This is a genomic window from Proteiniphilum sp. (assembly GCF_040307845.1).
GTDB lineage: Bacteria > Bacteroidota > Bacteroidia > Bacteroidales > Dysgonomonadaceae > Proteiniphilum.
This window is the reverse complement of record NZ_JAWRIS010000005.1, coordinates 12185-38322: the sequence shown is the minus strand read 5'-3', so window position 1 is coordinate 38322 and position 26138 is coordinate 12185. Positions and strand designations below refer to the sequence as shown.

Here is a 26138-nt window from a genome sequence, read left to right as displayed (position 1 = left end):
TGATGTGATAATCCCGATAAATCGGGACAGGTAGTGATAATGGAATTAATGGGTGAATATAATTGTCAGGAATGTGATCAGCAGCGTGGCGAAGAGGAATACCCAGGCATACCACTGTACGTTTCCTGACTGGAATCCTTTGACGGCCTCGGAAGTACGGAGGGTAATCCATCCCAGGCCGTTTATGGCGCCGTCGATCACATGACGGTCGAACCAGGCGAAAGGACGGGAGATGCCGTTGAAGATAATCTTCCTGGTAATAAATTGATACACTTCATCTATATAAAACCTGTGATAGGCGGCTTTATACAACCCTTCTACTCTGACTGCAAGCCGTGCCGGCTGGTCATTTTCTTTCCGGTAAAGGAGGGTTGCCAGTCCTATTGCCGCCAATGCCACCACTACACTGATGATGGCGATGGTGGTATCCAGATGGATCGTATATTGGGTATGGTCGGCCGTAACGAATTTTCCGAAAGGTATAAATCCTCCCACAAGAGTGAGCAGTGCCAGGAACATCAGCGGGAAAGTCATCGACCGTGGGCTTTCATGAGGAATAGGATTTTTGTGTGTCTCATATTCTTTGCCCCAAAAAATACGGTAATAGAGGCGAAACATATAAAAGGCCGTCAACCCAGCCGTGATGGTCATCCAAACGCCCATTCCCGTGCCGAAACCATAGGCGGCAGTCATGATCTCGTCCTTGCTTACAAATCCCGAAAAAGGAGGGATTCCCGCTATAGCCAGACAGGCAATCAGGAAGGTGATATGGGTGATGGGCATATATTTCCTCAATCCGCCCATATCTGCCATCTCGTTGCTGTGTACTGCATGGATGATCGATCCGGCACCAAGGAACAGCAATGATTTGAACATGGCATGAGTGAACAGGTGGAACATTGAAGCCATATATCCCAATCCACCGTGCTCGTGTTCTGCCAGTTGCATCGAGGTGGAAACGCCAAGGGCGACCATCATAAATCCTATCTGGGAGATGGTGGAAAAGGCGAGCACCCGCTTGATATCGGTCTGTACAATAGCGATCACCGCGGCAAACATGGCGGTGAAAGCACCTACATAAGCAATGCCCTGCAGGACTTCGGGGGTGAAACCGATATAAATGGGGAACATCCGCGCTACCAGATATACGCCGGCTACCACCATCGTGGCGGCGTGGATCAATGCCGATACGGGAGTAGGTCCTTCCATCGCGTCGGGCAGCCAGATATGAAGGGGGAACATGGCCGACTTTCCGGCAGCGCCGATAAAGATCAATGCCATTGCCCAAGTGAGGGCCGATGCACCGATAAAGGTAGATCCCATCGCCCCGCTGAGGATGCTGCCGTCACCGGTCAGAAGCATTCCGAAGTCGAAGGTCTGGCTGAAGTAGGAGAGCACCAGTATTCCGATAAGGAAAAAGAAATCGGCGAACCGGGTAACGATGAATGCTTTCTTGGAAGCTGCTACCGCCGCCGGTTTGGTATAATAAAAGCCAATCAGGAGGTAAGAAGAAACGCCAACCAACTCCCAGAAGATATACATCTGGAAGATGTTGGTCGCCAGTACCAAACCGAGCATTGAGAAGGTGAAAAGCGACAGGAATGCATAATAACGCTGAAATCCCTTTTCTCCTTTCATATAACCCATGCTATAGATATGTACCATCAGCGATACGGTAGAAATAACCACCAGCATCAACACCGAAATGGGATCGATCAGGATACCCAGGTCGATATGCAGCTTTTCTCCTACCTGCAGCCATGTGAGGTTATAAGGAGTAAGCGTTTGCCATATGCCGTTTACATTTTGGGTAGTAAAGTAGGCATAGGCGGTATAATAAGATAATAGGGTGACCGCTGCAAGGGATAGGGTCCCCACCGTTCCGGCCAGAGCCGGTTTTAATTTTGTGGTCGATAAACCGATAACCAGAAATGAGCACAAAGGCAACAGCAAAATGAGTAGTGTATAGTCCATATCCATTAATTTTTCATTTGTTGTATATTATCGACCTCGGTATTGCCGAATTTCCGGTACACGTTGATCACAATGGCGATGGCTACTGCTGTTTCACAGGCTGAAATGGCAATGACGAACAACGCGTAGAACAGACCTTCCATCCGGTCGGGGAACAGGTAGCGGTTGAATGCGGCAAAATTGATGTCGACCGAGTTCAGGATCAACTCGATGGAAATCAGGATCAGGATCAGGTTCTTACGAGTGAAGAAACCGTAAATCCCGGCAAAGAACATAATCAGGCTTACGATCAGGTATGCCGTTAAGGGGATCGGCGCTCCCCCGGATGTATTTACTATTAATTCTCCCATATTTTATTGATGATCTAAATCTTTATTGTCGTTTGTTTCGATATTCTTTTCTTTTCTCGCGATCATGATGGCGCCGATGATACATGCCAGCAATAGCAAGCTGATGGCTTCAAAGGGCAGCAGGAACTGGTATTTTCCGGTACCCATCATTGCATGACCTATATCCTGCATATTCATTTCGCTTACTTTCAGGTAATTGTAGGTGCGGGTAACATTCCGAAGAATGATGTATCCGCATAAAACCAATCCCCCGGAGGAGAGCAACATCGATAATATTAATTTCAAGTTTGTTCTCCGCTCCATGATCTTACCCGGTTTGTGGGTAAGGAATATTGCCATAATAAACAATACCATGATACCTCCGGCGTACACGGTAACCTGTACAGCAAAAAGGAAATGGTAGTTGAGCATCAGGAATAATCCGGCTGTTGCCAAGAGAACGAACAGCAGATATATCGCCGAACGGATGATCCGTTTGCTTGTGACGGCCAGTACCGAAAACAGTGCTATCGCAATGGCCAAAATCGAAAATATAATTTGTTGTGTCATAGTTGCTATAAATTAATTAAGAATTAAGAATTAAGAATTAAGAATTAAGAATTAAGAATTAAGAATTAAAATCCCTAACCACCTAGGCACTTAATCACTTAGGTACTCATTCTTCACTCTTCACTCTTCACTCTTCATTATTCACTCTTCATTATTCATTCTTCACTTTCTTGTCTCTTAATTTTGATCCCGGTTTATTCAGTTGGTGGACCAACTTGTTCCTGTCGAATACCGCTCCCTCGAAGTCATTGTTGAAGATGATGGCATCGGAGGGACAAGTGATGACGCAGAGGTTACAGTAGGTGCAACTCCCGTAATCCCAGATATGCTTATCCAGTATTTTTTTCTTTTTACCCTCTTCCGTCGCAATAGAAGCAGATATCACCTTGATGGTGCCGTTGGGACAATTCATCATGCAAATACCACAGGCGGTACAGGCATGTTCATTGTTTTCGTCGTGCGGCATGATCAGTTCAGATCGCCAACGGTCGGAGATGACCAGCGTTTCCCTGTTTTCGGGATATTCCATAGTCACTTTTTTTGTCCAGAACTCTTTCCAGGTAACACCCATCCCTTTCAGAAGCGACCTGAGTGCCGTGAAAATACCGGAAATATATTTTGAAAATGATTGCATTCTTTTTAAATTAAAAATTAATTAAGAATTAAGAATTAAGAATTAAGAATTAAAATCCCTAACCACCTAGCCACTTAATCACTTAGGCACTCATTCTTCACTCTTCACTCTTCATTATTCACTCTTCATTATCCATTACCGAAAAGGTTGGGAAACAGGTCGGTCAGCGTCCATCCGGCCAGTACTGTCAATACCATTATAAGAATGTTCACCAGGTTAATGGGAAGCAGGTATTTCCATTCCAGATTGAGCAACAGATCGATGCGCAACCGCGGAAACGACCAGCGTACCCATAGGCTGACAAACACCAATATGGCCGTTTTCACAATAAACCACACATACGAAGGGATGTACCACATGATCTGATTGAAAGTGTCCATCCCTTTTATCTGGATAGGCATCCATCCGCCCAGAAAGACGGTAGTGGCCACAGCAGCGATAATAAACATATTGAGGTATTCGGCGAGATAATAAAAACCGAATTGCATACCTGAATATTCGGTATGGTATCCTGCGGTGAGCTCGCCTTCGGCTTCGGGCAGGTCGAACGGCCCACGGTTTGTCTCTGCATGCCCTGAAATCAGGTAGATCACAAAAGCGACTATGGCCGGTATGTGCCCGTTGAAAATATTCCAGGCATAACGCTGGTTCTCGACTATCTCCGACAACTGCATCGTACCGGTCATTACCACGATGGTCATCAGTGCGAAGGCGGCCGAGAGCTCATAGCTGATGAACTGGGCACCACTTCTCATGGCTCCGATCATCGAGTATTTATTGTTACTCGACCAACCGGCCAGAAGTACGCCGATGATGCCCAGCGAAGAAACGGCTAACACGTAGACGATTCCAATGTTAAAATCGACCGCTTGTAAGCCCTGTCCGAACGGTATGGCACCAAAGGCCATTACCGAAGCGCATATTACAAAGAAAGGGGCAGCATAAAACAGGAACCTGTCCACCCTGTTGATATGGATAATCTCTTTGATCAATATTTTGATCATATCGGCTATACTCTGGATAAAACCATATTTACCCACGCGGTTGGGACCTAATCGCGCCTGAAAAAAAGCGGTTACTTTTCGTTCTGCATAAATCAGGATTAAGGCAATTACCGCATAGGCAGCCAATACTGCAATAAGGATCAGTAAGCCTTCAATCAATGATGCCCAAAACGGCGGCAGATTACCCCTGAGGAATAAATCGAGTTGCAAGAGCAATCCGCTCAGTTCTAATGGCTGTTTGTAGTTCATACGATTACAACGATTAATTTTTTGCTACTTATCGGTCTATATCGGGTATCACATAATCCATGGATCCGCCGATGCCGATGAAGTCGGAGAGTAGTTCATCCTTACAGATCAATGGCATTACTGAAACGGCAGACAGGGAGGGAGACCGGAATTTCAGCCTGTAAGGGTATTTATCGCCTTTGCTCTCAATGAAAACTCCAAATTCACCCTTGCCGGTTTCCACACTCTGGAAATACTGTCCTTCGGGTAGTCGCAACACCGGTTTTACCGTGGCAAGTATCTTGCCTTCAGGAATATTGTCGATCAATTGTTCAATGATTTGTAATGATATTTCTATTTCTTCCAGGCGATTCATATAACGTGCATAGGAGTCGCCTTCGGTACGGATCACTTCCTTGAATTCTATCTGATTGTAGAGGGAGTAGGGTTTGTATTTGCGCACGTCGCACGACCATCCCGATCCCCGACCGGCAGGGCCCGTCACACCATAACTGACGGCGTCTGCCAAGCTCAGGTTGCCTACGCCGATCATACGTCTGAGTACGATGGGGTTATGTGAAAAGAAATCGTCGTATTCTTTCAACTTGTCACGCATATAGGGGATAAATGCTTTTACATCTTTCCGGAAATCGTTATAGATATCAAACATGACTCCTCCTATCACGTCCTGGTTGATAATCAGCCGTCCACCGCAGGTTTTGTCGAAGATGTCGAGGATATGTTCCCGTTCCCGCATTCCATAGATAAAAGCGGTGGTAGCCCCCAGATCGTTACAGTGTGCGGCGAATGCCAGCAGGTGGGAACTGATACGATTCAGTTCATCCATAATCACACGGATATATTCCGCCCGTGGCGGCACTTCAATTCCGGCTGCTTTTTCTACACACAGGCAGAGTGCATGGCGGTTGATATTGGCCGAGAGGTAATCCAGCCGGTCGGTAAAATGCAGTATCTGTGGATAGGTGAGGCTTTCACATAGTTTTTCGATACCCCGGTGGATATATCCGCTCTTGACATCGATTTTCTTGACGACTTCCCCGTTGAGTGCGGTCCTGAAATGCATTACCCCGTGAGTGGAAGGATGCTGGGGACCTATATTGATGATATAATCATCATCTTCAAATATTTTGGTGGTACTCTCTACCAAATTCCCGTTGGCATCTTCCATGATCCGGGGAGCAATGTCAGTGATTTCTTTATTGACCACAGTGATGGGGTTCAGTCCCGGGCTGCCGTCATAATCCTTTCTGAGAGGAAATCCTTTCCAGTTGTCGGATAACAGGAAGCGGCGCATATCGGGGTTGTTAATGAACCGGATGCCGAGTAGGGCATAAGCTTCACGTTCATTGAGGTGAGCCGTTTCGTATATGTCGGTCACCGAATAGAGGAGGGGATTGTCCCGATTTTCGGTTGCTGTGATGACCACAATTTCCTTGTCCGGGTTGTCGGAAGAGGAGAGCAGATAGATTACGCCCAGCTTATCTCCCCAATCCATTCCTATAAGGGCGACAAGGTAGTCGAAAGACAGCTCCTTGTGGTCATGGAGGGCCTTGAGCAGCGGGTGTGCCTGTGCGGGTACGACCGTGACGGTAAGTTTTTGTTTCTCTTCAATCACCGCGTCATCCACAACTTCCGATATAAATTGTTGAATATCTTTCATTTATTTTGAGTAAAGAATAAAGAGTAAAGAGTAAAGATTACTGGAACCAAGACTTTTAGAGCCAAGAACCAAGAACCCATACTAATTGGTAATTGGTAATTAGTAATTAGTAATTAGTAATTGGTAATTGGTAATTGATAATTCGTAATTATCTAAGTTCCCGGGTCAATAGTTTCTCCTGTTTCCGGGTCAGTCAGTGTGTCCGGATTGTAGGGCCGTACAATATGCCTTTGTTCGAAAAATTTCTCGACTTTCACTTTACGTTGTAATTGGAGTAAGCCGTAAAAAAGTGATTCGGGGCGTGGAGGGCAACCGGGTATGTATACATCTACCGGAATAATTTTATCCACTCCGCTGACAACATGGTAGGAATTCACAAAGGGGCCACCCGATATAGCGCATGCGCCCATTGCCACCACATATTTCGGTTCTGCCATCTGGTCGTATACCCGCCGTAAGAGTGGTGCCATTTTATTGACAATGGTACCGGCTACCACCATCAGGTCGGCTTGCCTTGGACTGTTACGTGTTACCTCCATTCCAAAACGGGCCAGGTCGTAATGTGCAGCAGCGGCTGCCATAAACTCAATACCACAGCAACTGGTGGCAAAGGCAAGGGGCCATAATGAGTTGGAGCGTCCCCAGTTGACTATCTCATCAAGCTTACCCAGTACCAACGGAGTACCGCCGGCCTTTAGCTGGTCGATATACGATTGCAGTGTGTCGTTATCCTTGAACTCTTCTGCAGGAAAGCCCTTGATTTTTATATCTTTTACGTCCATTTTAAAACACCTTTTTTCCAGGCGTAGGCCAGGCCTAATCCCAGTATTACGACAAAAATCAGGATATTGACCAATCCTGCCAGTCCGAGATCCCGTACTACGGTTGACCATGGAAAGAGGAAAATCGTTTCCACGTCGAACATCAGGAACAGAATGGCATACAGGTAATATCCCACCCTGAATTGCATCCAGGATGTGCCATGTGTGGGAAGTCCGCATTCATAGGGTTCCCCTTTCTGGAAATTGACGGATGTAGGTGAGAGGAGCCGGGCGACACTTATGCCGACCGCCACCAACACAATGCCCGCCAACAAAACCACCACGAAAAGTGATAAGTTATCCATTACAATAATTGTTTTGATGTGATAATAAGTGAAATTCGTTTATATGAGTTTATTACTCCGCAGCATAAATGGATTTGCATACGGGCAATAAATAAACCGAAAAATCAATAAATAATCCCGAGGATCAATAGTAATCCGGTGTCCGGTGTCCGGGTGAACTCCCTAACCGGCATAAGAGGATAGACGTATCAGGTATCAGTAAAAGTTATGATAGGGGTATATGAGTTTTGTAGCGGGAAGCCCTATCTCGATATTTCTAAAAAAAGCAGCATAAGAATGTACAAGATTATTGATCTTTTCTTCAATCACGAACAAATCGAAACAATGTCCGAGAAAGAGATATGAAAAGAAGATGAAAGTATGTCCGGCTTCCGGACAACTGGAAGGGGAGAACAGATGTTCCACCACGGAGTCGCGTACAAATTTGGGAAGTTCAACAACATTTTCGACTTTATTCACATAAACTTTCCTGTTGTGGAGGCGTTCTTGTTGCGTTATATTTGTCGTATGGTGAAAGCGGGCATCTTGTTTTTTATCGGAAAAAAAGGAAGGTATTGAGGTATAAAAAGTGTCGGTCGAATGATCATAGAACATAAACTGCCCTATAACCGACTGTAACGTGATGGAAATGCAAAATAAATAAAGAAGAAACTGTTTCATCATTTAACAATAACCTTATTCCAACCCTATTCCTGAATTCGCGTGCAAAGGTAATCAATAAATTTGATTAAACCTTCTCTTTTTATGCAGCCTGTCCGGTGGAAGTCACTTTTTTCTTTTCTGAATGAGGTTCTATACGTGCGAGGCCAATGAAAACGGCTGAAAGCAACGTGAAGACATAGGCCTGGATGTAAGCGATAAGAAGCTCTACCAGATCGATAAAAACGGTGAAGATAACAGACAGGACAGTCATCGAAGCATTGATCGCCACTCCCAGGCTTGCCGTGATAAAAATCAGCATTGTCAACCCTAATACGATGGAGTGCCCGGCCATCATATTGGCAAAAAGACGGATCATCAATGCAAACGGTTTGGTGAGTGTACCCACAATCTCTACTATCGGCATCAAAGGGATGGGCACCTTGAGCCAGGTGGGGACATCCGGCCAAAATATTTCCTTATAGTATTCTTTTGTCCCGGTTAAGTTGACGATTAAAAATGTCATAATTGCCAGGACGAAAGTGATGGCTATATTTCCGGTCACATTGGCTCCTCCCGGGAAGATAGGAATTAATCCCAGCAAGTTATTCGTAAAGATAAAGAAAAAAACGGTAAGCAGGTAAGGGGCATATCTTTGATAATCTTTCCCGATGGAAGGTTTTATGACGTCATCATTGATTGATAGCACGAGCATCTCAATCATTCCCGGGAAGCCTTTCCGGGGTTTCATCGGATCACGTTTCAGCAATCGTGCTACACCCATAATGATCAGAATCACCAGTAGGGAGGCGAAGAGCAGGGATGCGGCATTTTTAGTGAGCGAGAGATCGAGCGGACGGGAGATATTTCCATTGTCACCGACCTCTACTATTTTACCTTTATATTTACCGTCGGATGCAATCTCAAAACCTTTGTAAGAGTTTGTACCATGATGAAAATGAGCAGAGGAAAAAAGATGCCATCCGGTGGTTTTGCTATGCAATATTACCGGAAGAGGGATGGCGAGATGTCTCGTGCCGTCACTTACAATCTGCCATTCATATGAATCTGCCAAATGTTCGGTGATAAACTCTTTTGCATTCAGCTCTTCTTTTGCGTCTTCCTGATTCGCGGACCACGCCGGAGAAGCCATAAGAAAAAGAAGTACTGACAGGCCAGATATGTATAATACTCGTTTCATCATGATTCGATTTCCTTTTGGGCATTTTTTTGCTGTTTATCTTTATATTTAAAATAGAGCTCCATCCTGAGGTAAATATAGGTCTCCCAAATCAGGCTGATAAGATAGAAAACGATAAAGATAATGGCGAAATTACGAATATGCTGTTTGTCTAAGAACCAATATATAAGTAAAATTACGAATGAAAAAAACACTTTGATCATGCGCATAAGCATATAGAGGTTGACCATCTTCTTTGGCTCATTGATGGGAGTATGTCTGAACCGGGAAATAAAGATGACTCCCATCAAGTAGAAAAAGAGTGGGATCACAAAATAATAGTCGATCAGCAATTCCGGATATAACTCATGCAGAAGAAACCACAACCCGAATCCGGCGATGAGCAACATGACAGTATGCAAAATCAAAAAATATATCGTTAGTTTCTTCATTTTTTTAAGATTTCATCCAGGCAAACCGTCACTTTATTTTGATGCATCTCCATTAATCCGTCCGTTATTTCGATCTTCCGGGTCTCACCGTTTGCCGTAAAAGAGAGCGTTCCTTTGCTCAGCGATGAAATAATGGGGGCATGGTTGTTCAGTATCTGGAATGAACCCAAAACTCCCGGTAGAGTGACAGACTCAGCATCTCCTTTATAATAAACAGACTCAGGTGTAAGAATTTCCAGCGTCATATTTGTAAAATTACCAATTACTAATTACTATTTTTCACCTAGGCACTTAATCACTTAGGCACTTTTCCACTTTTCCACCTTTTACTTACTATCCTCCAGGAGTTTATCGCCTTTTTCAACGGCTTCTTCAATAGTCCCTACGTTCATAAAAGCCGATTCGGGATAATGATCGAGGGTTCCGTCAAGGATCATCTTGAACCCTTTGATAGTATCTTCAATAGATACCATTACACCGGGTTGTCCTGTATATTGCTCAGCCATAAAGAACGGTTGCGATAAGAAGCGTTGCACTTTACGGGCACGGTTCACTGTGAGGCGGTCTTCGTCTGAGAGTTCCTCCATCCCGAGGATGGAAATGATATCCTGCAATTCTTTATGGCGCTGTAGGATTTGTTTTACCCGCATGGCCGTGTGATAATGTTCTTCACCCACAATAGCCGGATCGAGGATACGCGATGATGATTCCAAGGGATCTACTGCAGGATAGATACCCAATGAGGCGATCTTGCGGTCGAGTACCGTGGTGGCATCGAGGTAACTGAACGTAGTGGCCGGCGCAGGGTCGGTGAGGTCGTCCGCCGGCACATATACCGCCTGGATAGAAGTGATAGACCCGTATTTGGTGGAGGCAATACGTTCTTGCAGTGTTCCCATTTCCGAAGCGAGTGTGGGTTGATAACCTACTGCGGAAGGCATACGCCCCAGCAAGGCTGATACTTCGGATCCTGCCTGTACGAACCGGAAGATATTGTCGATGAACAGCAAAGTATCACTTCCTTCACCGCCCGTATCTCGAAACGATTCGGCAACGGCCAATCCGGTGAGGGCTACGGATGCACGGGCACCGGGAGGTTCGTTCATCTGTCCGAAGACCAATGTGGTCTGGGATTTCTTGACCTCTTCGTAATCCACTTTGCTCAAATCCCATTTTCCCTCTTCCATTGCCTTTTTAAACTCGTCGCCATATTTGATAACACCGGATTCGATCATTTCCCGGAGCAGGTCGTTACCCTCACGGGTCCGTTCGCCTACACCCGCAAAGACAGAGTAACCGTTGTGTCCTTTGGCGATGTTATTGATCAATTCCATAATGACGACGGTTTTTCCTACACCGGCACCTCCGAATAGACCTATTTTTCCACCTTTGAGGTAAGGTTGTAGCAAATCGATCACTTTGATTCCCGTAAAAAGGATCTCTTCTGAAGTGACGAGGTCTTCGAATTTAGGAGCCGGGCGATGGATGGGATACTGGTTCTCCCGACTAAGCTTTGACAATCCATCGATTGAGGCTCCCACCACATTGAGTAACCTTCCTTTTATCTGTTCCCCTATGGGAACGCTGATGGGGCGTCCTAATGCTTCCACTTCAAGACCTCGGCTGAGTCCGTCGGTACTTTCCATAGCCACGGTGCGAACAATATTTTCACCGATATGATGTTGTACTTCCAGGAAGACATTCTGTCCATCCAATCGTTTCACAAGAAGAGCATCATCTATAGCAGGGAGTTTTGCTTCCTGCGATCCGGAAAGTTCGAAACGCACATCTACTACCGGCCCTATGATTTGAGAAATGTGTCCGTTTAATGTTGACATAATTATTTGGATATGGTTCTATATTCAATGTACGGTCATAGGCAAAGGTACAAAATAAAACGATTACGCAAATAATTTTAATTTTATTTGCATAATCGCTAAAAAGAGCCACAAGCGAGACTTGAACTCGCGACCGACGCGTTACGAATGCGTTACTCTACCAACTGAGCTATTGTGGCTTGCTGACGGGTAGCTAAATCGCCACCCGTTTTCTTATTTCTTTTTGTCCTGCTGGTTTTCCATCATCTTATAGGCAACCGGTGCGGCTACGAACAAACTGGTCACCGTTCCTACTACCACACCGATAAGCATGGCAAAGACGAAACTTCTCACCGCATCACCACCAAATATAAGAATACAGATGATCACAAGGATAGTACTTAATCCGGTGTTGATGGTACGTGCCAATGTGGCGTTCATAGAATCGTTGAAGAGATCCCGTAATCCACGTTTCGGATAAAGCTGCCTGTATTCACGCACACGGTCGAATACCACCACCTTGTCGTTGATGGAGTAACCCACAATGGTTAGGATCGCTGCCACGAATGTCTGGTCCATTTCCATGGAGAAGGGCATCACTTTCCAAAGTAAAGAGTACAATCCCACCACGGCAAACGCGTCTACGGAAAGTGCAGCCACTGTGCCGAGCGAGAATCCCCAGTTGCGGAAACGCGACAGGATATAGATACCCATGCAGATCAGTGCTATGAAAAGTGCCAGGAATGCATTCCTGATCATATCCTCAGCGATGCTTGGCCCCACTTTCTGTGAACTCTGTATATGGTCGTCGATGGTTTTTCCGGGCGTCATGAATTCTTTCAACCCTTGTCCCAGCAGTTCCCTCAGTTGCTCTTCCACTCCGGAACCTTCTTCTTCGATCATATAGTTGGTGGAGATACGTACCTGGTTGCTCGAACCGATGGTGATAGCCCGAACCGACTCGTTGAGGTAGGGGTTCAACGCATTTTCTATATCACCTACACGAACGGGTTGATCGAAACGGACAATATAGTTACGTCCACCCGTGAAATCGATCCCTGAATTCAATCCAAGTGTAAAGAGTGAAATCACACTGACAACCACGAAAATGCCGATGGCAATAATCACGTTCTTGCTGTTCTTGATGAAGTCGAAATTGTACTCCCTGAAAATAGCCCTGGAGAATCCTGTATTGAAAGTGAGATTCAACCATTTGTCCTTACCTAAGCGGTTTTCGTATACCAGACGGGTAATGAATACGGCAGTAAGGAATGAAACGGCAATACCTATAATAAGTGTAACCGCAAATCCCCTGATGGCACCTACACCAAAAATGGCGAGGATGATCCCTGTGATGATCGTTGTGAGGTTAGAGTCGAAGATAGCAGAAAAGGCATTCTTATATCCATCTTCCAATGCCCGTTTGATCGTTTTCCCTGCTGCCAGTTCTTCTTTGATACGCTCATTGATAAGTACGTTGGCATCGACCGCCATGGCGAGCGACAGGATCATACCGGCAATACCGGGAAGGGTGAGCACGGCCTGGAATGCAGCGAGGGCTCCCAAGGTGAAGAAGAAGTTGAGAAGCAAGGCTCCGTTGATCACCATGCCCGGGATGACGCCATAGAGCATACAAGTGAAAATAAAGAGCACCACCAATGCAATCAGAAAAGATACAAATCCGTCGCGGATGGCTTCCTGTCCGAGAGACGGACCTACCACGTCTTCCTGTACGATGCGGACACCGGCTTGCATCTTACCTGACTTAAGCACGTTCTCCAGGTCCTGGGCTTCCTGTGGTGTGAAATTACCGGTGATTTGGGAGCGTCCTCCGTCAATTCGTCCATTGACGGTAGGTGCTGAATACACATAACCATCCAGTACGATGGCGATGGATTTACCAATTTCTGCGCCGGTGATGGTTGCCCAGCGGCTGGCACCTGAGGAGTTCATCGTCATACTCACTTCCCATGCCGATCCTCTTTGTCCCTGGTCGGCTTTGGCATTTGTTATTACGTCACCATCCAATGCCGGTCCCCGCTTACTGCCGTCACCTTTGAGGGCGAACAACTGGAAGTAAGTCTCACGGTTGTCTATAGCTTTGAACCCCCATTTAAACTTAACGTCGGCAGGGAATATGTCTTTGTATCTGTTCAATAGAAAATTCACTTCGGCGGTATCGAGTTTCGATACGGATCCCACGACCGGTCCCCCGGCTCCGCCCATGGCAAAGTAGGGCTCATTGAAGTACTCTATAAAGCTTTTGTTTATGACGATTTTTTCTCTTTCCTCTTCAAATAGGGGTAACGGAAGTGAATTGCCTTGATCAACAGAATCTTCAGTTATAGTCCCTTCAACGTCTGTGGCTGTGGTATCGGTAGTCGCCTGACTTGATCTTTGTGCCATCGCATATTCACTCGAACGGGCATTCATTTCGTTGAAATAGTTTCCCAGTTCACTTACATTGTAAGTCTTCCAGAATTCGAGATTGGCACTTCCCTGTAAAAGGTTACGCACACGTTCCGGTTCTGTAATCCCGGGGAGCTCCACCAAAATGCGTTCTGCCCGATCCAGTTTCTGTATATTGGGAGCAACTACTCCAAAACGGTCGATACGGGTAGCCAATACGTTGAACGAGTTATTGGCCACACTGGTCAGTTCGTTGCGCAATATGGTGATTACCTCATCGTTGCTGGCAGTGGGACGTACCCTGTCGCCCATGGTAATGCTATAGATATTGGCCAGCCTTCCATCGGGCGCTATCCGTTCGTAATTTTGCCTGAATAGTGAGATAAAGTCGGATGAACTACCACGCCGGTTTTGAGCAACGGACTCTCTCAATGCCTGATTGAATTGAGGGTCATCGGTATTAGCCAATGAGGCGATTACCTGTGCTGCGTCGATTTCGAGGGTAACGTTCATACCCCCTTTCAGGTCGAGTCCCAGTCCGATTTCCTTACTACGAACCTGCTTCAGCGTATAATTCAGGTATACTTTCTCGGTGGAAAGGGAATCAAGATACTGATTTTTCAGGGCTAAGTCTCCATTGGCGTATTGATCCGCTTTTTTGTTGTATTGTCTCCCCACTACAGTAAAAGAGAGATAAAACAAACTGATAAGCGTCAGGATAATACTGAAAACTTGAATGAATCCTTTGTTTTGCATTTCAATATTACTTTTTATTTTACTATTTATTTTTTCTATTTGTGTTACTGACCCCCGTAAGTGCGTAAAAATAAAGGCATGATGGATGCCTTCTTGTTTTGAGCGTGCAAATATACGTTATTTTTATCTTTTTAAGAACAATATCACCGGATAATTTTTGTGGAAAATTATCCGGTGATAAAAAAGGCAGGAAAACAGAGGGTACCCTGCCATACTTTATTCTATAAATCCTCTGTTTTTTAACAGGTATACCGGATCGGGTTCTGCCCCGCGGAATCTTTTATAGAGTTCCATCGGATCGTCGGAATTACCTTTTGATAAAACATTATCCCTGAATTTCGCGGCTGTGGCCTTATCGAAAATACCATTCTCTATAAAAGCCTGGAAAGCGTCGGCGTCCAACACCTCCGCCCAAAGATATGCATAATATCCGGCAGAGTACCCGCCACTGAAGATATGTGAGAAATAGGTGCTACGGTAACGGGGAATAATTTCATCGATCAACCCTATTTTTTTCATTGAATTCTTTTCGAATTCACGTACGTCGAAGGTTTTCACCGCAGTTTGAGTATGATAATCCATGTCGAGCAGCGCTGCCGCGACAAATTCGGTAGTGATAAAACCCATGTTGAATTTGGATGCTGCGTCGATTTTGGCAATCAACTCATCGGGGATCACTTCTCCCGTTTGATAATGTTTGGCATATAGTTTCAATACTTCGGGATGGAAAGCCCAGTGTTCCATTACTTGCGACGGAAGTTCCACGAAGTCGCGTGAAACGCTTGTGCCGGCTACACTGGCGTAAGTAACGTTCGACATCATACCGTGCAAGGCGTGGCCGAATTCATGGAAGAGGGTTTCCACTTCATCGAGGCTGAGCAATGCAGGCGTGTTTCCGGTGGGACGTGTAAAATTACCCACATTATGAATAAGGGGACGGATATTTTCTCCGTTGAGTACCCGTTGTCCGCGGAAGCTGGTCATCCAGGCACCGGCGTTCTTGCCCGCACGCGGGAAATAATCGGTATAGAATACTGCTAAATGGGAACCATCGGCATCAAGCACTTCATAAGCCTCCACTTCGGGATGATATACAGACACGTTTTCCAGTTTCCTGAAATTGATTCCGTATAACCGGTTGGCTACTTCGAACACTCCTTCGCGCACGTTCTCCATTTTAAAGTAAGGCTTGATTTCTTCCTCGTTGAGTGCGTATTTTTGCTGGCGGAGTTTTTCGGTATAATACCACCAGTCCCACGATGCCAGTTTGAAGTTGCCTCCTTCGGCATCGATCAGTTTTTGCAATTCCACGGCTTCTTTTTTCGCCTGGGGCAATGCGTACGCCCACACATCGTTGAGTAGTTTGTAGACGTTCCCGGGATTCTTGGCCATACTCTCTTCGAGCACAAAATCGGCATGCGTCTTGTAGCCCAGCATTTGAGCTTTTTCGATCCGCAGGTTTACGATATCGTTGATGATCTGTTTATTGTCATTCGCGTTGTCGTTGTCGCCGCGCATATACATTGCCTTGTAGAGCTTTTCACGCAGGTCGCGCTTTTCTGAATATTGCAGGAAAGGTAGCCAGCTTGGTTTTTGCAGGCCGAATACCCATTTTCCTTCTTCACCCGCACTTTTAGCCGCTTCCGCCGCCGCAGTAATAACACCTTCGGGGAGGCCTGCGAGATCGTCCTCGTTATCGATCACCAGCTTGAAACCGTTGGTTTCACTCAGCAGGTTATTGCCGAAACTGAGGGTAAGACCTGATAGTTTTTTGTTGATTGCACGTAGTCTTTCCTTCTGGGTCTCGTCCAACATGATCCCTGAACGTACAAAGTTTTTGTAGTAATTGTCCAGTACCCGGTATTGTTCGGTGTTGAGATTCATGCCGGTGGTGTCGTCGTGCAACGTTTTGATGCGATTGAACAGTTTTTCGTTCAGATTGATATTATCACGGTGCTCCGACAAAAGAGGGGAGAGTTCTACTGCCAATGCCTGAAGGGAATCATTGCTCTCGGCACTTCTCAAGGCACTGAACACACGGGATACACGGGTGAGCAGGCTTCCGCTATTTTCCATAGCCACAATAGTGTTCTCGAAGGTGGGGCCTTCGGGATTATTGGCAATGGATTCAATTTCCTCAGCCTCTTCTTCCATCCCTTTGAGGAAAGCCGGCCGGTAATCTTCAAAAGATATCCGATCGAAGGGGGGCATACCGAAGGGAGTATCGAATTCGGTATAAAAAATAGCGCCGGGTTCACCTCCGGTTTTACCGGTATGGGTGTTGTTGCAGGCAAATAACGTCATAACTGTTAATGAAATAAAAAGGAATTTTCTCATTCGACTTCTAATTAAATATGATTTAAACATTGGGGAAAACTATGATCGGTTTCATATAAATAAGTGCAAAGTTATGATTTTTACTTAAATATCTAAAATTATCCATTGATTGTTTGTATTTTACCTGTTCTTGCATATTGCAGGCCGATGATTCTTCTGAAAGTCCTAAAATGGGAATAAGAGAGGCAAAATAAAGATCATGATAATGCCTACTATAAGCTGTAACGGCATCCCCACTTTTAAATAATCTATAAATTTGTATCGACCTGCTGACATTACCAACGCGTTGGGTGGTGTCGCAAACGGACTGGCAAAGCACATGCTGGCCGCCACCGTCACGGCAAACAAAAACGGGTAGGGGCTGACGCCTATCGTTATGGCGGATTGCAGGGCAATGGGTGCGAACAATACGGCGGTCGCGGTATTGCTTATGAACATGGTCAATATGGACGTGGCAAGATAGATGCCGGCTAATACTACTACCGGGCCGAATTGACTTAACCCGTTTACGATTGCGTCGGCAACCAGAGTGGAGGCGCCGGTTTTTTCCATGGCGATTGCCAGGGGGAACATACCTGCAAACAGGAATGTGCTTTCCCAGTTGATGCTTTTATAGGCCGACTCCACGTTGCGAAAACATCCTAATATAATCATCAATAGTGCTGCTATCATGGTGGCAATCACGGTAGGTACTATATTGAACACCATCGCCACGATCATCAATACCATAATGGCCGCGGCAACGGGCGCTTTATGGTCTCGTGGGATTTTCAACGCATTTTCCATGGGTTGCCCCGCCACTACCCATTCCGTTGTTTCCTGGTTCAGCTTTTCGATATCGGACCATTTCCCCTGCACAAGCAGCACGTCTCCGGAGAGCATCCTTTCATCTTTTATATCTTGCAGGATATATCCGCTTTTGCGTTGTATCCCCAGTATATTTACATTATAGAGCTGACGGAAATTGGATTCCTTTACCCGTTTATTGATCAGTTTTGAGGTAGACATCAACACAACCTCGGCAATGCCAATTTCAGAAAACTCCAATCCGCCAGCCTTAGAGTTGGACATGCCGTTGTCTGTACCTTCCAGTTTGTGCGTATCGATTAATTTCAAACCGTTCTTGTTGATAAGTTCCGCCACATCATTGAAATTCCCGAATACATACAATATATCGTTTTCCCTGAAAGTACTCGAGGGTCCCGCCATCGTCATATCCACAGTTCTATGAAAACGGTTCCGTGAGTTGATCCTTCGTATTTCAAGTATGCTTACATTATAGGTCCGGGTGATATTTAATTCCTGAAGCGTTTTATTGATAAAGGGAGATCCTTTTTCTATCTGCACCCTGTAGAGATTCTCTGCCAATTGGTACTCTGATGCCAGTTGATTCAGCGATTTATTTTTCTTTATAGCCGATTTTTCTTTATCCCTTCCCGTGACCAATAACTTGCTGAGTGGCCATAGTAACAGGATACCGAGAGTCAGCGTAATTAAGCCGACAGGCAAGAATGAGAAGAAAGAGAGTCCCTCAAACCCACCACTGACCAATGCATCGTTGATGATCAGGTTGGGAGGGGTACTGATTAATGTGAGCAGTCCCAGGCTACTGGCAAACGCCATCGGCATCAGAAACCGGCGTGAGTCTGTTTCGGCTTCTGCTGCCAGACTCATCACGATAGGCAGCATCAGTGCAACTGTTCCCGTATTGCTTACAAATCCGCCGATCCCGCCGGTTACCAACATCACCAGTATAAAAAGCTTGAATTGGTTGCCCCCTGCCAAGGCAAGGATTTTTGTACTGATCATTTTAGCAAGCCCTGTTTGAAAGATACCTCCACCGACAATGAACAGGCAAACGATCATGACAACCACGGAATTGGAGAATCCCGATAATCCCTCTTCGGGGGTGAGTATGCCTGATAATACCAGTAAAACGAGTGAGGATAGGGCAACAATATCCGATCGTATTTTGCCCCACACAAAGAAAGTGACTGTGAGAAGGATAATTCCGAAAACAATGAGAATATTTATATCCATAATACGTATTGAGTGTAGTTAAATGATAACCTGCCTGTCACAAACCTGCTTGTCATAACGAGTACAAAGGTAATCATTTATTGAAAGGTGGGAAAAAATAGGGAAAAGTTTTGAAAATCAAAAAAACAGTTCATATATTTGTGATATCAAAATAATATCATTTTAAATTTATTGATGTATGGAAACAAAAGAATTCAAGTTTAAGGGTTTCAGAATGAACGGTTTCATGATGCTTTTTGTGATGTTAATCCTGTTGGCAGGAATTGTGTGGCTTTTCTCCCCAGGGGAGATTTGGGGTGTCATTACCGGCATTATTCTGTCGATTGTATGGATTATCATGTTTCTCGGATATACCAAACTGGAGCCCAATGAGGCCGTAGTGATGATCTTCTTCGGAAAATACAAAGGAGTATTGAAAGAGAACGGATTCTTTTGGGTGAATCCCTTTATGACAAAGAAAAAATTGTCTATGCGCGCCAGAAACCTGAACGTGGATCCTATCAAGGTAAATGACAAAGTGGGAAATCCGGTATTGATAGGTTTGGTATTGGTTTGGAAATTGAAAGATACTTACAAGGCGATGTTTGAAATAGACGCACAGACGATGGCGGCATCCAGGCCAGGGAAAGACGGGGCTGTTTCCTATACGGTAAGTAAACAGATGGATGCCTTTGAGAATTTCGTGGCCGTACAAAGTGATGCTGCGTTGCGTCAGGTTGCCGGTCAATATGCATATGACAATAATGTGGTTTCGGATACCGAACTCACATTGCGGTCGGGTGGGGAAGAAATCAATGATGATCTGTTGAAAGAATTGAATATCCGTTTGGAAATGGCCGGAATAGAAGTGGTAGAGGCACGCATCAATTATCTGGCGTATGCACCCGAAATTGCAGCCGTGATGCTTCGCCGCCAGCAGGCAGAGGCCATTATATCTGCCCGGGAGAAGATTGTGGAAGGTGCGGTAACAATGGTAAAGATGGCGTTGGAAAGGATAGAGGATGAAAGTATTGTAGAACTCGACAGCGATAAAAAGGCGGCTATGGTGAGTAACCTTCTCGTGGTACTTTGTGCCGACGAATCGGCTCAACCGGTACTGAATACGGGGACGTTGTACCAGTGAGAGTGGAAAGGTGCCTGAGTGCCTAAGTGAACAGGTGGTTAGGTACTGGTGTGTAATTTGATAAGATGGAGCGAATGAAAGATGGCTAAAAAAGAGAAAACGACCAGGAACTTTGCATTGCGGTTGGATGCCGACACCATGGATGCAATAGAGAAATGGGCTGCCGATGAATTTCGCAGTGTGAACGGTCAAATTCAATGGATTTTGGATCAGGCGCTCAAAAAGAACGGGCGGTTGAAATGAGACAGATTTGTTTTGTTATTAAATTTTTATTTTCACAATAAATCTCTTCTCTTTGTTTGAACAGAAATGAAAAAGGTTGAGTTTACATCTTACCTGGATTTCCAAAAATTGAACCGGTTGAGAGTTCGATAGGTTGTTGATAATGGGATATTGTTAGATGTAGTTTATCAATATGAAACATTTTTACAGGGAAAATGGTTGGCGATTGTCCGATATGAACAGAAAAAATAATGACACGAAAAGAGATAATTGAACGCAGTATAAGCTTGACTTTTGATTTTGTACATCATATTATCGATAATGAACCTGAAATCAATGAATTACCGAGTGATTTTGATATTGAGTTTATTGATAAAGATTTTCCGAGAGTTGAAATGAAAATTGAAGGGATTGATGCTTTGTCGGAACCTGAAGTTCCCCCAAAATATATTACTATCAAAAGAACATTTTCGTTAAGCTAATTAGACAAAATAACTGGTTCCAGTTTTCATAAAAAACGATTTGATGTAATCAAAAAGGCTGAAAACAGTGAGTAGTGTTTTGTATAAATAATTAAACCGATTGATTTTCAGTCGGTTTTTCTTTTAGTCGAAATTTTAACAATTTAAAATATTTTATTTAACTAAATATATTCGTCATAGAACGAAAGGTTTTAGTTATATTTGTATTGTGATTGATTTTTATCAAGTTTTGTTCTTCGAATCGGGATGAAACGTTTGAAAATCGGAGATCACACAACATTTAAAGTGAAGTATAACAATTTAATAATCAAAATATGAAAGAGTTAACACCCAGGGAAGAAGAAGTAATGCGATTTTTTTGGAATGAAGGACCGCTGTTTGTAAAGCAGTTGGTGGAGAGGTATCCCGATCCGAAACCACATTTCAATACCTTGTCTACTTATGCACGTATGCTGGAAGAGAAAGGTTTTCTGTCGCATGAAGCATTCGGTGCTACCTATCGTTATTTCGCGATTATCAGTGAGGAGGAATATCGCAACCGTACATTGAGGAGTGTGGTGAAGAAGTATTTCGATAATTCCTATCTGAGTGTGGTCTCATCGCTTATCAAAGAGCAGGATATTTCTGTGGAAGAAATCCGGAAACTATTGGATGAAGTGGAAAGGTCGGATCCTAAAAAATGACTATTATGGAACTTTTTCTTTATTGGTTGCTCCGGGCAACCATCTTAACGGTATTATTTTATGGCTTATACAAGTGGTTTTTTGCCAATAATACCTTCCACAGTGTCAACCGTTTTTCGTTGATATGCATATTATTGTTGATAACAGTGCTTCCCCTTTTCCGTTTTAATCTTATTCCTGAGAAGCAACCGGAACCTATTACCGAATCTTTTTGGACGGATTTTTCTTCCATTCCCGTTACCGGGTTTGTGGAAACGCAACCGCGGATAGAAATTCCATGGATCCAGATACTGATGATCTTGTTTGTTATGGGATTTCTATTCACATTTGCCCGTTATCTGATCGGCTTGGCCCAGATTATAATTATCATCCGTAAAGCAGAAAAACAAACCCTGGCTGATCATACCGTCTTATGTATAACCGATAAGAATATTTCGCCATTCAGTTGGATGAACTATATCGTGCTTTCCCGGAAGGAGTTGTCAGCGGATAATCAAGCCGTAATCCGTCATGAAAGGGCACACATTCATTTCCGGCATTCGGTGGATATGATCTTTTTCGATGTTTTTACCTCTGTTTTCTGGTTCAATCCTTTTTCCTGGTTATTGCGACAGGAAGTTCAGTCTGTTCATGAGTATCAAGCGGACCAACAGGTGCTTAATTACGGAATCGATTCCCAACAATACCAACTTTTATTAATCCGCAAAAGCGTAGGCGATTATAAATTTGCTTTGGCAAACAATTTTCATCAACGCGACCTGCACAAACGAATTACTATGATGAAGAAAAACAAAACAGACCGTAGAGTGGGGTGGAATTACACAATGATGCTTCCCGTATTGTTTATGGCCCTGATTGCACTTTCAGTGCCGAAGTTGAATGCGAAAGCAGTAGAAAAAGAGAATAATGACACAGACTTAGTGGAGGAAAAAATTACTGTTTCAGGGCAAGTTGTGGATGAAAGCGGTAAGCCTATTCCAATGGTTGCAATTATTAACAAGGAAAACAGTTCAGGAACTATAAGTGATAATAATGGACAATTTGTACTCAATACCGAAAAAGGAGCTACCTATTCTTTTGTGATGGTCGATTACAAAGAGCGAAAAGTTACCTTGACAAAATCCCAGTCCGATCTGAACGTGATACTCGAAAAAGGAGAGGAAGAGAGTGATGAACTCATTACAGTCAGGATAAAAGGCCGGGATGATGTGGATGAAGTAGTCGATAATCAGTCGACAGTCATGGTGTCGGGAAGTGTAAAAGACAAACAAGGCGTGATTATAGGAGGGCTGGTTACGATCAAAGGTACAGAAAAAGGAACAGTGACCGATTTGGATGGAAATTTTCGTATTAAAGCAAATATAGGTGATATACTTCAATTTTCGATGATCAATTACAAAACTGTGGAGTATCCTGTAGAAAAAGAGGAGAACAATCTTATTGTTGTTTTAGTGCCTGAAGAGACTACCAGTGGGGATAATAAATCAGGACAGGATAAATTGAAAGTGATTGGAATAGATCAGATGGAAAGTTCTCAAAATGGTAAGGGAAAGGTGACTCTACGTTCAGTGGGTGGTAAGCAGCCACTTTATATTGTAGATGGAAAGACTATCTCCGATACAGAGATGCAAAAAATAAATGCCGACAATATTGAATCCATCTCTGTCTTAAAAGACAAGGCCGCTATCGAGATTTATGGAGATAAAGGAAAAGATGGTGTGATTTTGATTGAGACGAAAAAGGAAAATAAGGATAATGATGTTGTAGTAGTCGGTTACGGATCAATGGATTCTCTCCGGGGTAATATGAATCGCATAGTAATAAGTTCACATGATAAGAACTCTCAGGATTTAGATCCATTCAATGGACATTCACCCTTAATTGTTGTTGATGGAGAAAAAATGCCGAAAGATTTTAAAGTGAATTCCATTGATCCCAATGACATTAAATCAATCTCGGTGTTGAAGGATAATAGTGGTACGCAAATGTATGGGGACGAAGGAAAAAACGGAGTGGTCATTATTACGAAAAAGCCAATTATCCCATAATAGCTGAAAGATACAACATAAAAGGTAAAGAAAGACTTATTCAGGTTTTTACAAAGAAGTGAAAAATTACAATCATGAACCCATTTCAAATGTCAAAACCCATAAGCGGCCTGCCGCATCTCCTTTGTCGATGCCAACGGATGTGGCGGGTTCAGGTAGCGTTCTAAAAATTTCCGTTGGTAAATTGGCATGTATTCCGCTATGGGGAAGTAGCATATATACAATACAAAAGTTATAAACCGGCCGAAACGGTATAGGCATCGTGATAAAAGATAAGCGTGCGCTTATCTTTTTTTGCTTTGTCCATAAAGCGTTTCTTTTCTTCCATGGCAACGGCCACACTATTGTCATAGCCCGAAAGCCAGCTTAATGAGAGGTTGAGTGATGTGGGTACCACATCACCCGGAAAAGCGTAATTTCCTTCTTCCGTATCGAAAAGCACGGCGATCTGTCCCGGAGTATGTCCGTCATAGAGTTCCAGCCGAACCTGTTCATCGAGTTGCCTGTCCTCCAACACGAACTGTAATTGTCCCGCATCATACACCGGTTCAATATTGTCGGCGAAAAAAGATCCCTTTTCAAAAAGCGAGGGAGTGCGGTAATTTTTCCATTGGGCAAGGCTCAAGTGATAAGTGGCGTTGGGGTAGGTGGGTACTGCCTTTTTATCGCTGTTGAATACTGTACAGCCGCCACAATGGTCAAAATGGAGATGAGTGATAATCACGTCGGTCACCTCTTCCGGCGTATATCCGATTTTTCGGATTTCCCCGGCAATATCTTTCTGGTCGAACGGCTGAAAGAATTTCAAGCGGGAGTTGTGCTTGTCGCCTATTCCCGCATCCACCAGGATACGTCTTGTGTCTGTCTCGATAAAGAGGCAGCGCAGCGCCATCACGCACATATTCTTTTCATCGACCTTGTATTTTGCGGACCAGTATTTTTTGGGTACGGTGCCAAACATCACGCCGCCGTCACCATGGAAATATCCCGATTCAATGATATGGAACTTGATCATACACTATAAATGTTTATGCAAAATTACCTCTTTTTGCGGTATTGTGCACTGAAATCGCCAGATTTCGTTCAACACTCATAGATAAAAACAGGATCATTGCTTTTTTTAAAAGATATGATCCCGCCTGTTAATGAAGCATTTTTTGTTTTGGATGCGTGCTTATTCTGCATCAGAAGTAAAATTGGACTCCAATAGTGGCCTGGTTGGCTTCCGGTCCTTTGTTATTTCTGAAGAGGTTGCACGGAGAATAGGAGGCGAAGAATCCCAGGTCGTCCACTCCTCCCTGGAGCAGTAGATCCAGGGTAACGGGTCGGATATTCAGTTCTCCGGGCAGTTTAGTCTTCACTTTTTTCCCATTTTCGTTGTTCGCCCAAACTTTGGATGATGACGCGGTCTTTACTTTGGCAACCACACCTGCATTCACAAAGAAATGAGAGCGACGTCCCAAATCCCAGTTGGTTTCAATGAGGAATGGAAAGGTGAGATAAGTATAGTGCAGACGGGTGTCCCTATATTCATTGCCGGGCTCGGTGGTGGTGACGACCGATTTGTAATCCACTACCTCGATGGCTTTGTTCTTTTGCCAGTGGATGGCGTTGAATTGAATGCCCATACCGGTAATTCCGGTGAAATTGCTGTTCCCTATACGCCATGAACCTTCAATAAGATTCAAATTATATTGCAATGAGCGGCTCAGGTTGACGATAGATGCCAATTCGCCGTCGAAATCTAGTCCGTTGGGGAGATTAGCGAATCCCACACCGAACCCTGCCCAGTGCGAACGGCTTCGGCCGCCATACCTGTAATTTCCGTAATTTCATCCGTCTCATATCCTTCGATATCCTTCATTTGTAAAATGCGCTGTTGTAATGGCGGTAGCATTTCAATGATTTTACGAATGGCATCACGTTCTTCTTTTTCTTCGAGCAGCGAATCGGGTAGTTGCTCTCCCGTTTCTTTGCCGGCCAATTCCAGTTCGTCGGAGAATGCCTTCCGACTCCGGATTTTGTCAATACTCAGGTTCTTGACCATTGTCGTGCTGTATGCTTTCATATTTTCGTATTGATCGATCCGGTCACGGAAATGCCAGATCTTCAGGCATACATCCTGCACCACATCCTCCGCATCCTGGGTATTTCCTGTAATGCGGCGGGCAACTGCGAGTAATGAAGGACGCAGTGCGACGACTATTTTCTTGTATTCAACAATGTCCATACTCAATTAATTTGACGAAGAAAGCTATCAAAACGTATCATGGAAAAGTGATTTTTTTGCAATTAATTGCAACCAAAATGAGTTGATAACGATCTGAAGAAATAAGTCGTTATTGGAAGATGAGAGAAAATATGACGACTCGATGATGCAAAACTTGATCATTCGTTGTATTTT

General features: G+C 44.3%; 23 protein-coding genes, 1 tRNA gene and 1 pseudogene. 5 read left to right on the top strand and 20 right to left on the bottom strand.

The genetic code is table 11. The annotated features are described in order from the left end of the window. Window positions 1–45 precede the first annotated feature (45 nt). From nuoL to ABV001_RS00995, 17 genes and pseudogenes are all read right to left on the bottom strand, one after another. Window positions 46–1974: an NADH-quinone oxidoreductase subunit L gene (gene nuoL, locus ABV001_RS01075; protein ID WP_352421092.1), complete on the bottom strand. Its 1929-nt coding sequence runs from the start codon at window positions 1972–1974 to the stop codon at window positions 46–48. A 5-nt stretch (window positions 1975–1979) separates the two neighbouring features. Next, a complete protein-coding gene (nuoK, locus tag ABV001_RS01070; protein ID WP_294079000.1) occupies window positions 1980–2324 on the bottom strand; it encodes an NADH-quinone oxidoreductase subunit NuoK in 345 nt (114 codons plus the stop codon). A gap of 3 nt (window positions 2325–2327) precedes the next feature. Continuing rightward, window positions 2328–2873 carry an NADH-quinone oxidoreductase subunit J family protein gene (locus ABV001_RS01065; protein WP_352421091.1) on the bottom strand — a complete coding sequence of 182 codons (546 nt, stop codon included), beginning with the start codon at window positions 2871–2873 and terminating at the stop codon, window positions 2328–2330. 151 nt (window positions 2874–3024) lie between these two features. Next, window positions 3025–3507: a 4Fe-4S binding protein gene (locus ABV001_RS01060; RefSeq protein WP_323423335.1), complete on the bottom strand. Its 483-nt coding sequence runs from the start codon at window positions 3505–3507 to the stop codon at window positions 3025–3027. Between the two features lie 128 nt (window positions 3508–3635). Continuing rightward, window positions 3636–4760, bottom strand: a complete 1125-nt coding sequence (nuoH, locus tag ABV001_RS01055; RefSeq protein ID WP_352421090.1) for an NADH-quinone oxidoreductase subunit NuoH — start codon at window positions 4758–4760, stop codon at window positions 3636–3638. Between the two features lie 28 nt (window positions 4761–4788). Then, on the bottom strand, window positions 4789–6420 hold the full coding sequence (locus ABV001_RS01050) for an NADH-quinone oxidoreductase subunit D (protein ID WP_323423333.1): 1632 nt from the start codon (window positions 6418–6420) through the stop codon (window positions 4789–4791). Between the two features lie 236 nt (window positions 6421–6656). Continuing rightward, window positions 6657–7202 (bottom strand): annotated as a pseudogene (locus ABV001_RS01045) (NADH-quinone oxidoreductase subunit B); the annotation flags it as partial. Further along, complete coding sequence (locus tag ABV001_RS01040; RefSeq protein WP_323423332.1) at window positions 7193–7546, bottom strand: NADH-quinone oxidoreductase subunit A; 354 nt, start codon at window positions 7544–7546, stop codon at window positions 7193–7195. The pseudogene ABV001_RS01045 and the gene ABV001_RS01040, both read right to left, overlap by 10 nt. Window positions 7547–7741: 195 nt before the next feature. Continuing rightward, complete coding sequence (locus ABV001_RS01035) at window positions 7742–8209, bottom strand: hypothetical protein (RefSeq protein WP_323423331.1); 468 nt, start codon at window positions 8207–8209, stop codon at window positions 7742–7744. A gap of 79 nt (window positions 8210–8288) precedes the next feature. Next, window positions 8289–9386 (bottom strand): F0F1 ATP synthase subunit A, encoded by a 1098-nt coding sequence (gene atpB, locus ABV001_RS01030; RefSeq protein ID WP_323423705.1) that lies wholly within the window; start codon window positions 9384–9386, stop codon window positions 8289–8291. Beyond that, complete coding sequence (locus tag ABV001_RS01025; RefSeq protein WP_323423330.1) at window positions 9386–9817, bottom strand: hypothetical protein; 432 nt, start codon at window positions 9815–9817, stop codon at window positions 9386–9388. Before ABV001_RS01025 ends, atpB begins: the two co-directional genes overlap by 1 nt. After that, window positions 9814–10062, bottom strand: a complete 249-nt coding sequence (locus tag ABV001_RS01020) for a FoF1 ATP synthase subunit delta/epsilon (RefSeq protein WP_352421089.1) — start codon at window positions 10060–10062, stop codon at window positions 9814–9816. Before ABV001_RS01020 ends, ABV001_RS01025 begins: the two co-directional genes overlap by 4 nt. Window positions 10063–10143: 81 nt before the next feature. Next, a complete protein-coding gene (gene atpD, locus ABV001_RS01015) occupies window positions 10144–11655 on the bottom strand; it encodes a F0F1 ATP synthase subunit beta (protein ID WP_352421088.1) in 1512 nt (503 codons plus the stop codon). 106 nt (window positions 11656–11761) lie between these two features. Further along, a tRNA-Thr gene (locus ABV001_RS01010) sits at window positions 11762–11834 on the bottom strand. Between the two features lie 34 nt (window positions 11835–11868). After that, window positions 11869–14799, bottom strand: a complete 2931-nt coding sequence (secDF, locus tag ABV001_RS01005; protein WP_352421087.1) for a protein translocase subunit SecDF — start codon at window positions 14797–14799, stop codon at window positions 11869–11871. A 216-nt stretch (window positions 14800–15015) separates the two neighbouring features. After that, complete coding sequence (locus tag ABV001_RS01000; RefSeq protein ID WP_352421086.1) at window positions 15016–17103, bottom strand: M3 family metallopeptidase; 2088 nt, start codon at window positions 17101–17103, stop codon at window positions 15016–15018. A gap of 198 nt (window positions 17104–17301) precedes the next feature. Beyond that, a complete protein-coding gene (locus tag ABV001_RS00995) occupies window positions 17302–19176 on the bottom strand; it encodes an SLC13 family permease (RefSeq protein WP_352421085.1) in 1875 nt (624 codons plus the stop codon). A gap of 178 nt (window positions 19177–19354) precedes the next feature. Here ABV001_RS00995 and ABV001_RS00990 point away from each other — a divergent pair, with 178 nt between their 5' ends. The 5 genes from ABV001_RS00990 (at window position 19355) to ABV001_RS00970 (ending at window position 23734) form a co-directional block, all read left to right on the top strand. After that, entirely contained in the window at window positions 19355–20299 is a 945-nt protein-coding gene (locus ABV001_RS00990) for an SPFH domain-containing protein (protein WP_352421084.1), read from the top strand. Between the two features lie 81 nt (window positions 20300–20380). Next, window positions 20381–20542 carry a type II toxin-antitoxin system antitoxin gene (locus tag ABV001_RS00985; protein WP_323423323.1) on the top strand — a complete coding sequence of 54 codons (162 nt, stop codon included), beginning with the start codon at window positions 20381–20383 and terminating at the stop codon, window positions 20540–20542. Window positions 20543–20772: 230 nt separating this feature from the next. Next, window positions 20773–21003, top strand: a complete 231-nt coding sequence (locus ABV001_RS00980) for a hypothetical protein (protein ID WP_352421083.1) — start codon at window positions 20773–20775, stop codon at window positions 21001–21003. 314 nt (window positions 21004–21317) lie between these two features. Then, window positions 21318–21686, top strand: coding sequence for a BlaI/MecI/CopY family transcriptional regulator (locus ABV001_RS00975; protein WP_323423321.1), 369 nt, complete (start codon window positions 21318–21320; stop codon window positions 21684–21686). A 5-nt stretch (window positions 21687–21691) separates the two neighbouring features. Beyond that, complete coding sequence (locus tag ABV001_RS00970) at window positions 21692–23734, top strand: carboxypeptidase-like regulatory domain-containing protein (RefSeq protein WP_352421082.1); 2043 nt, start codon at window positions 21692–21694, stop codon at window positions 23732–23734. A 232-nt stretch (window positions 23735–23966) separates the two neighbouring features. Here the strand turns inward: ABV001_RS00970 and ABV001_RS00965 are convergent, their stop codons facing one another. The 3 genes from ABV001_RS00965 to ABV001_RS00955 form a co-directional block, all read right to left on the bottom strand. Further along, entirely contained in the window at window positions 23967–24749 is a 783-nt protein-coding gene (locus tag ABV001_RS00965) for an MBL fold metallo-hydrolase (protein ID WP_352421081.1), read from the bottom strand. A 169-nt stretch (window positions 24750–24918) separates the two neighbouring features. Next, window positions 24919–25509 (bottom strand): hypothetical protein, encoded by a 591-nt coding sequence (locus tag ABV001_RS00960; RefSeq protein ID WP_352421080.1) that lies wholly within the window; start codon window positions 25507–25509, stop codon window positions 24919–24921. After that, window positions 25479–25964 carry a GFO_1088 family ECF-type sigma factor gene (locus ABV001_RS00955; RefSeq protein ID WP_352421079.1) on the bottom strand — a complete coding sequence of 162 codons (486 nt, stop codon included), beginning with the start codon at window positions 25962–25964 and terminating at the stop codon, window positions 25479–25481. The genes ABV001_RS00960 and ABV001_RS00955 overlap by 31 nt, the downstream gene beginning before the upstream one ends. Window positions 25965–26138 lie beyond the last annotated feature (174 nt).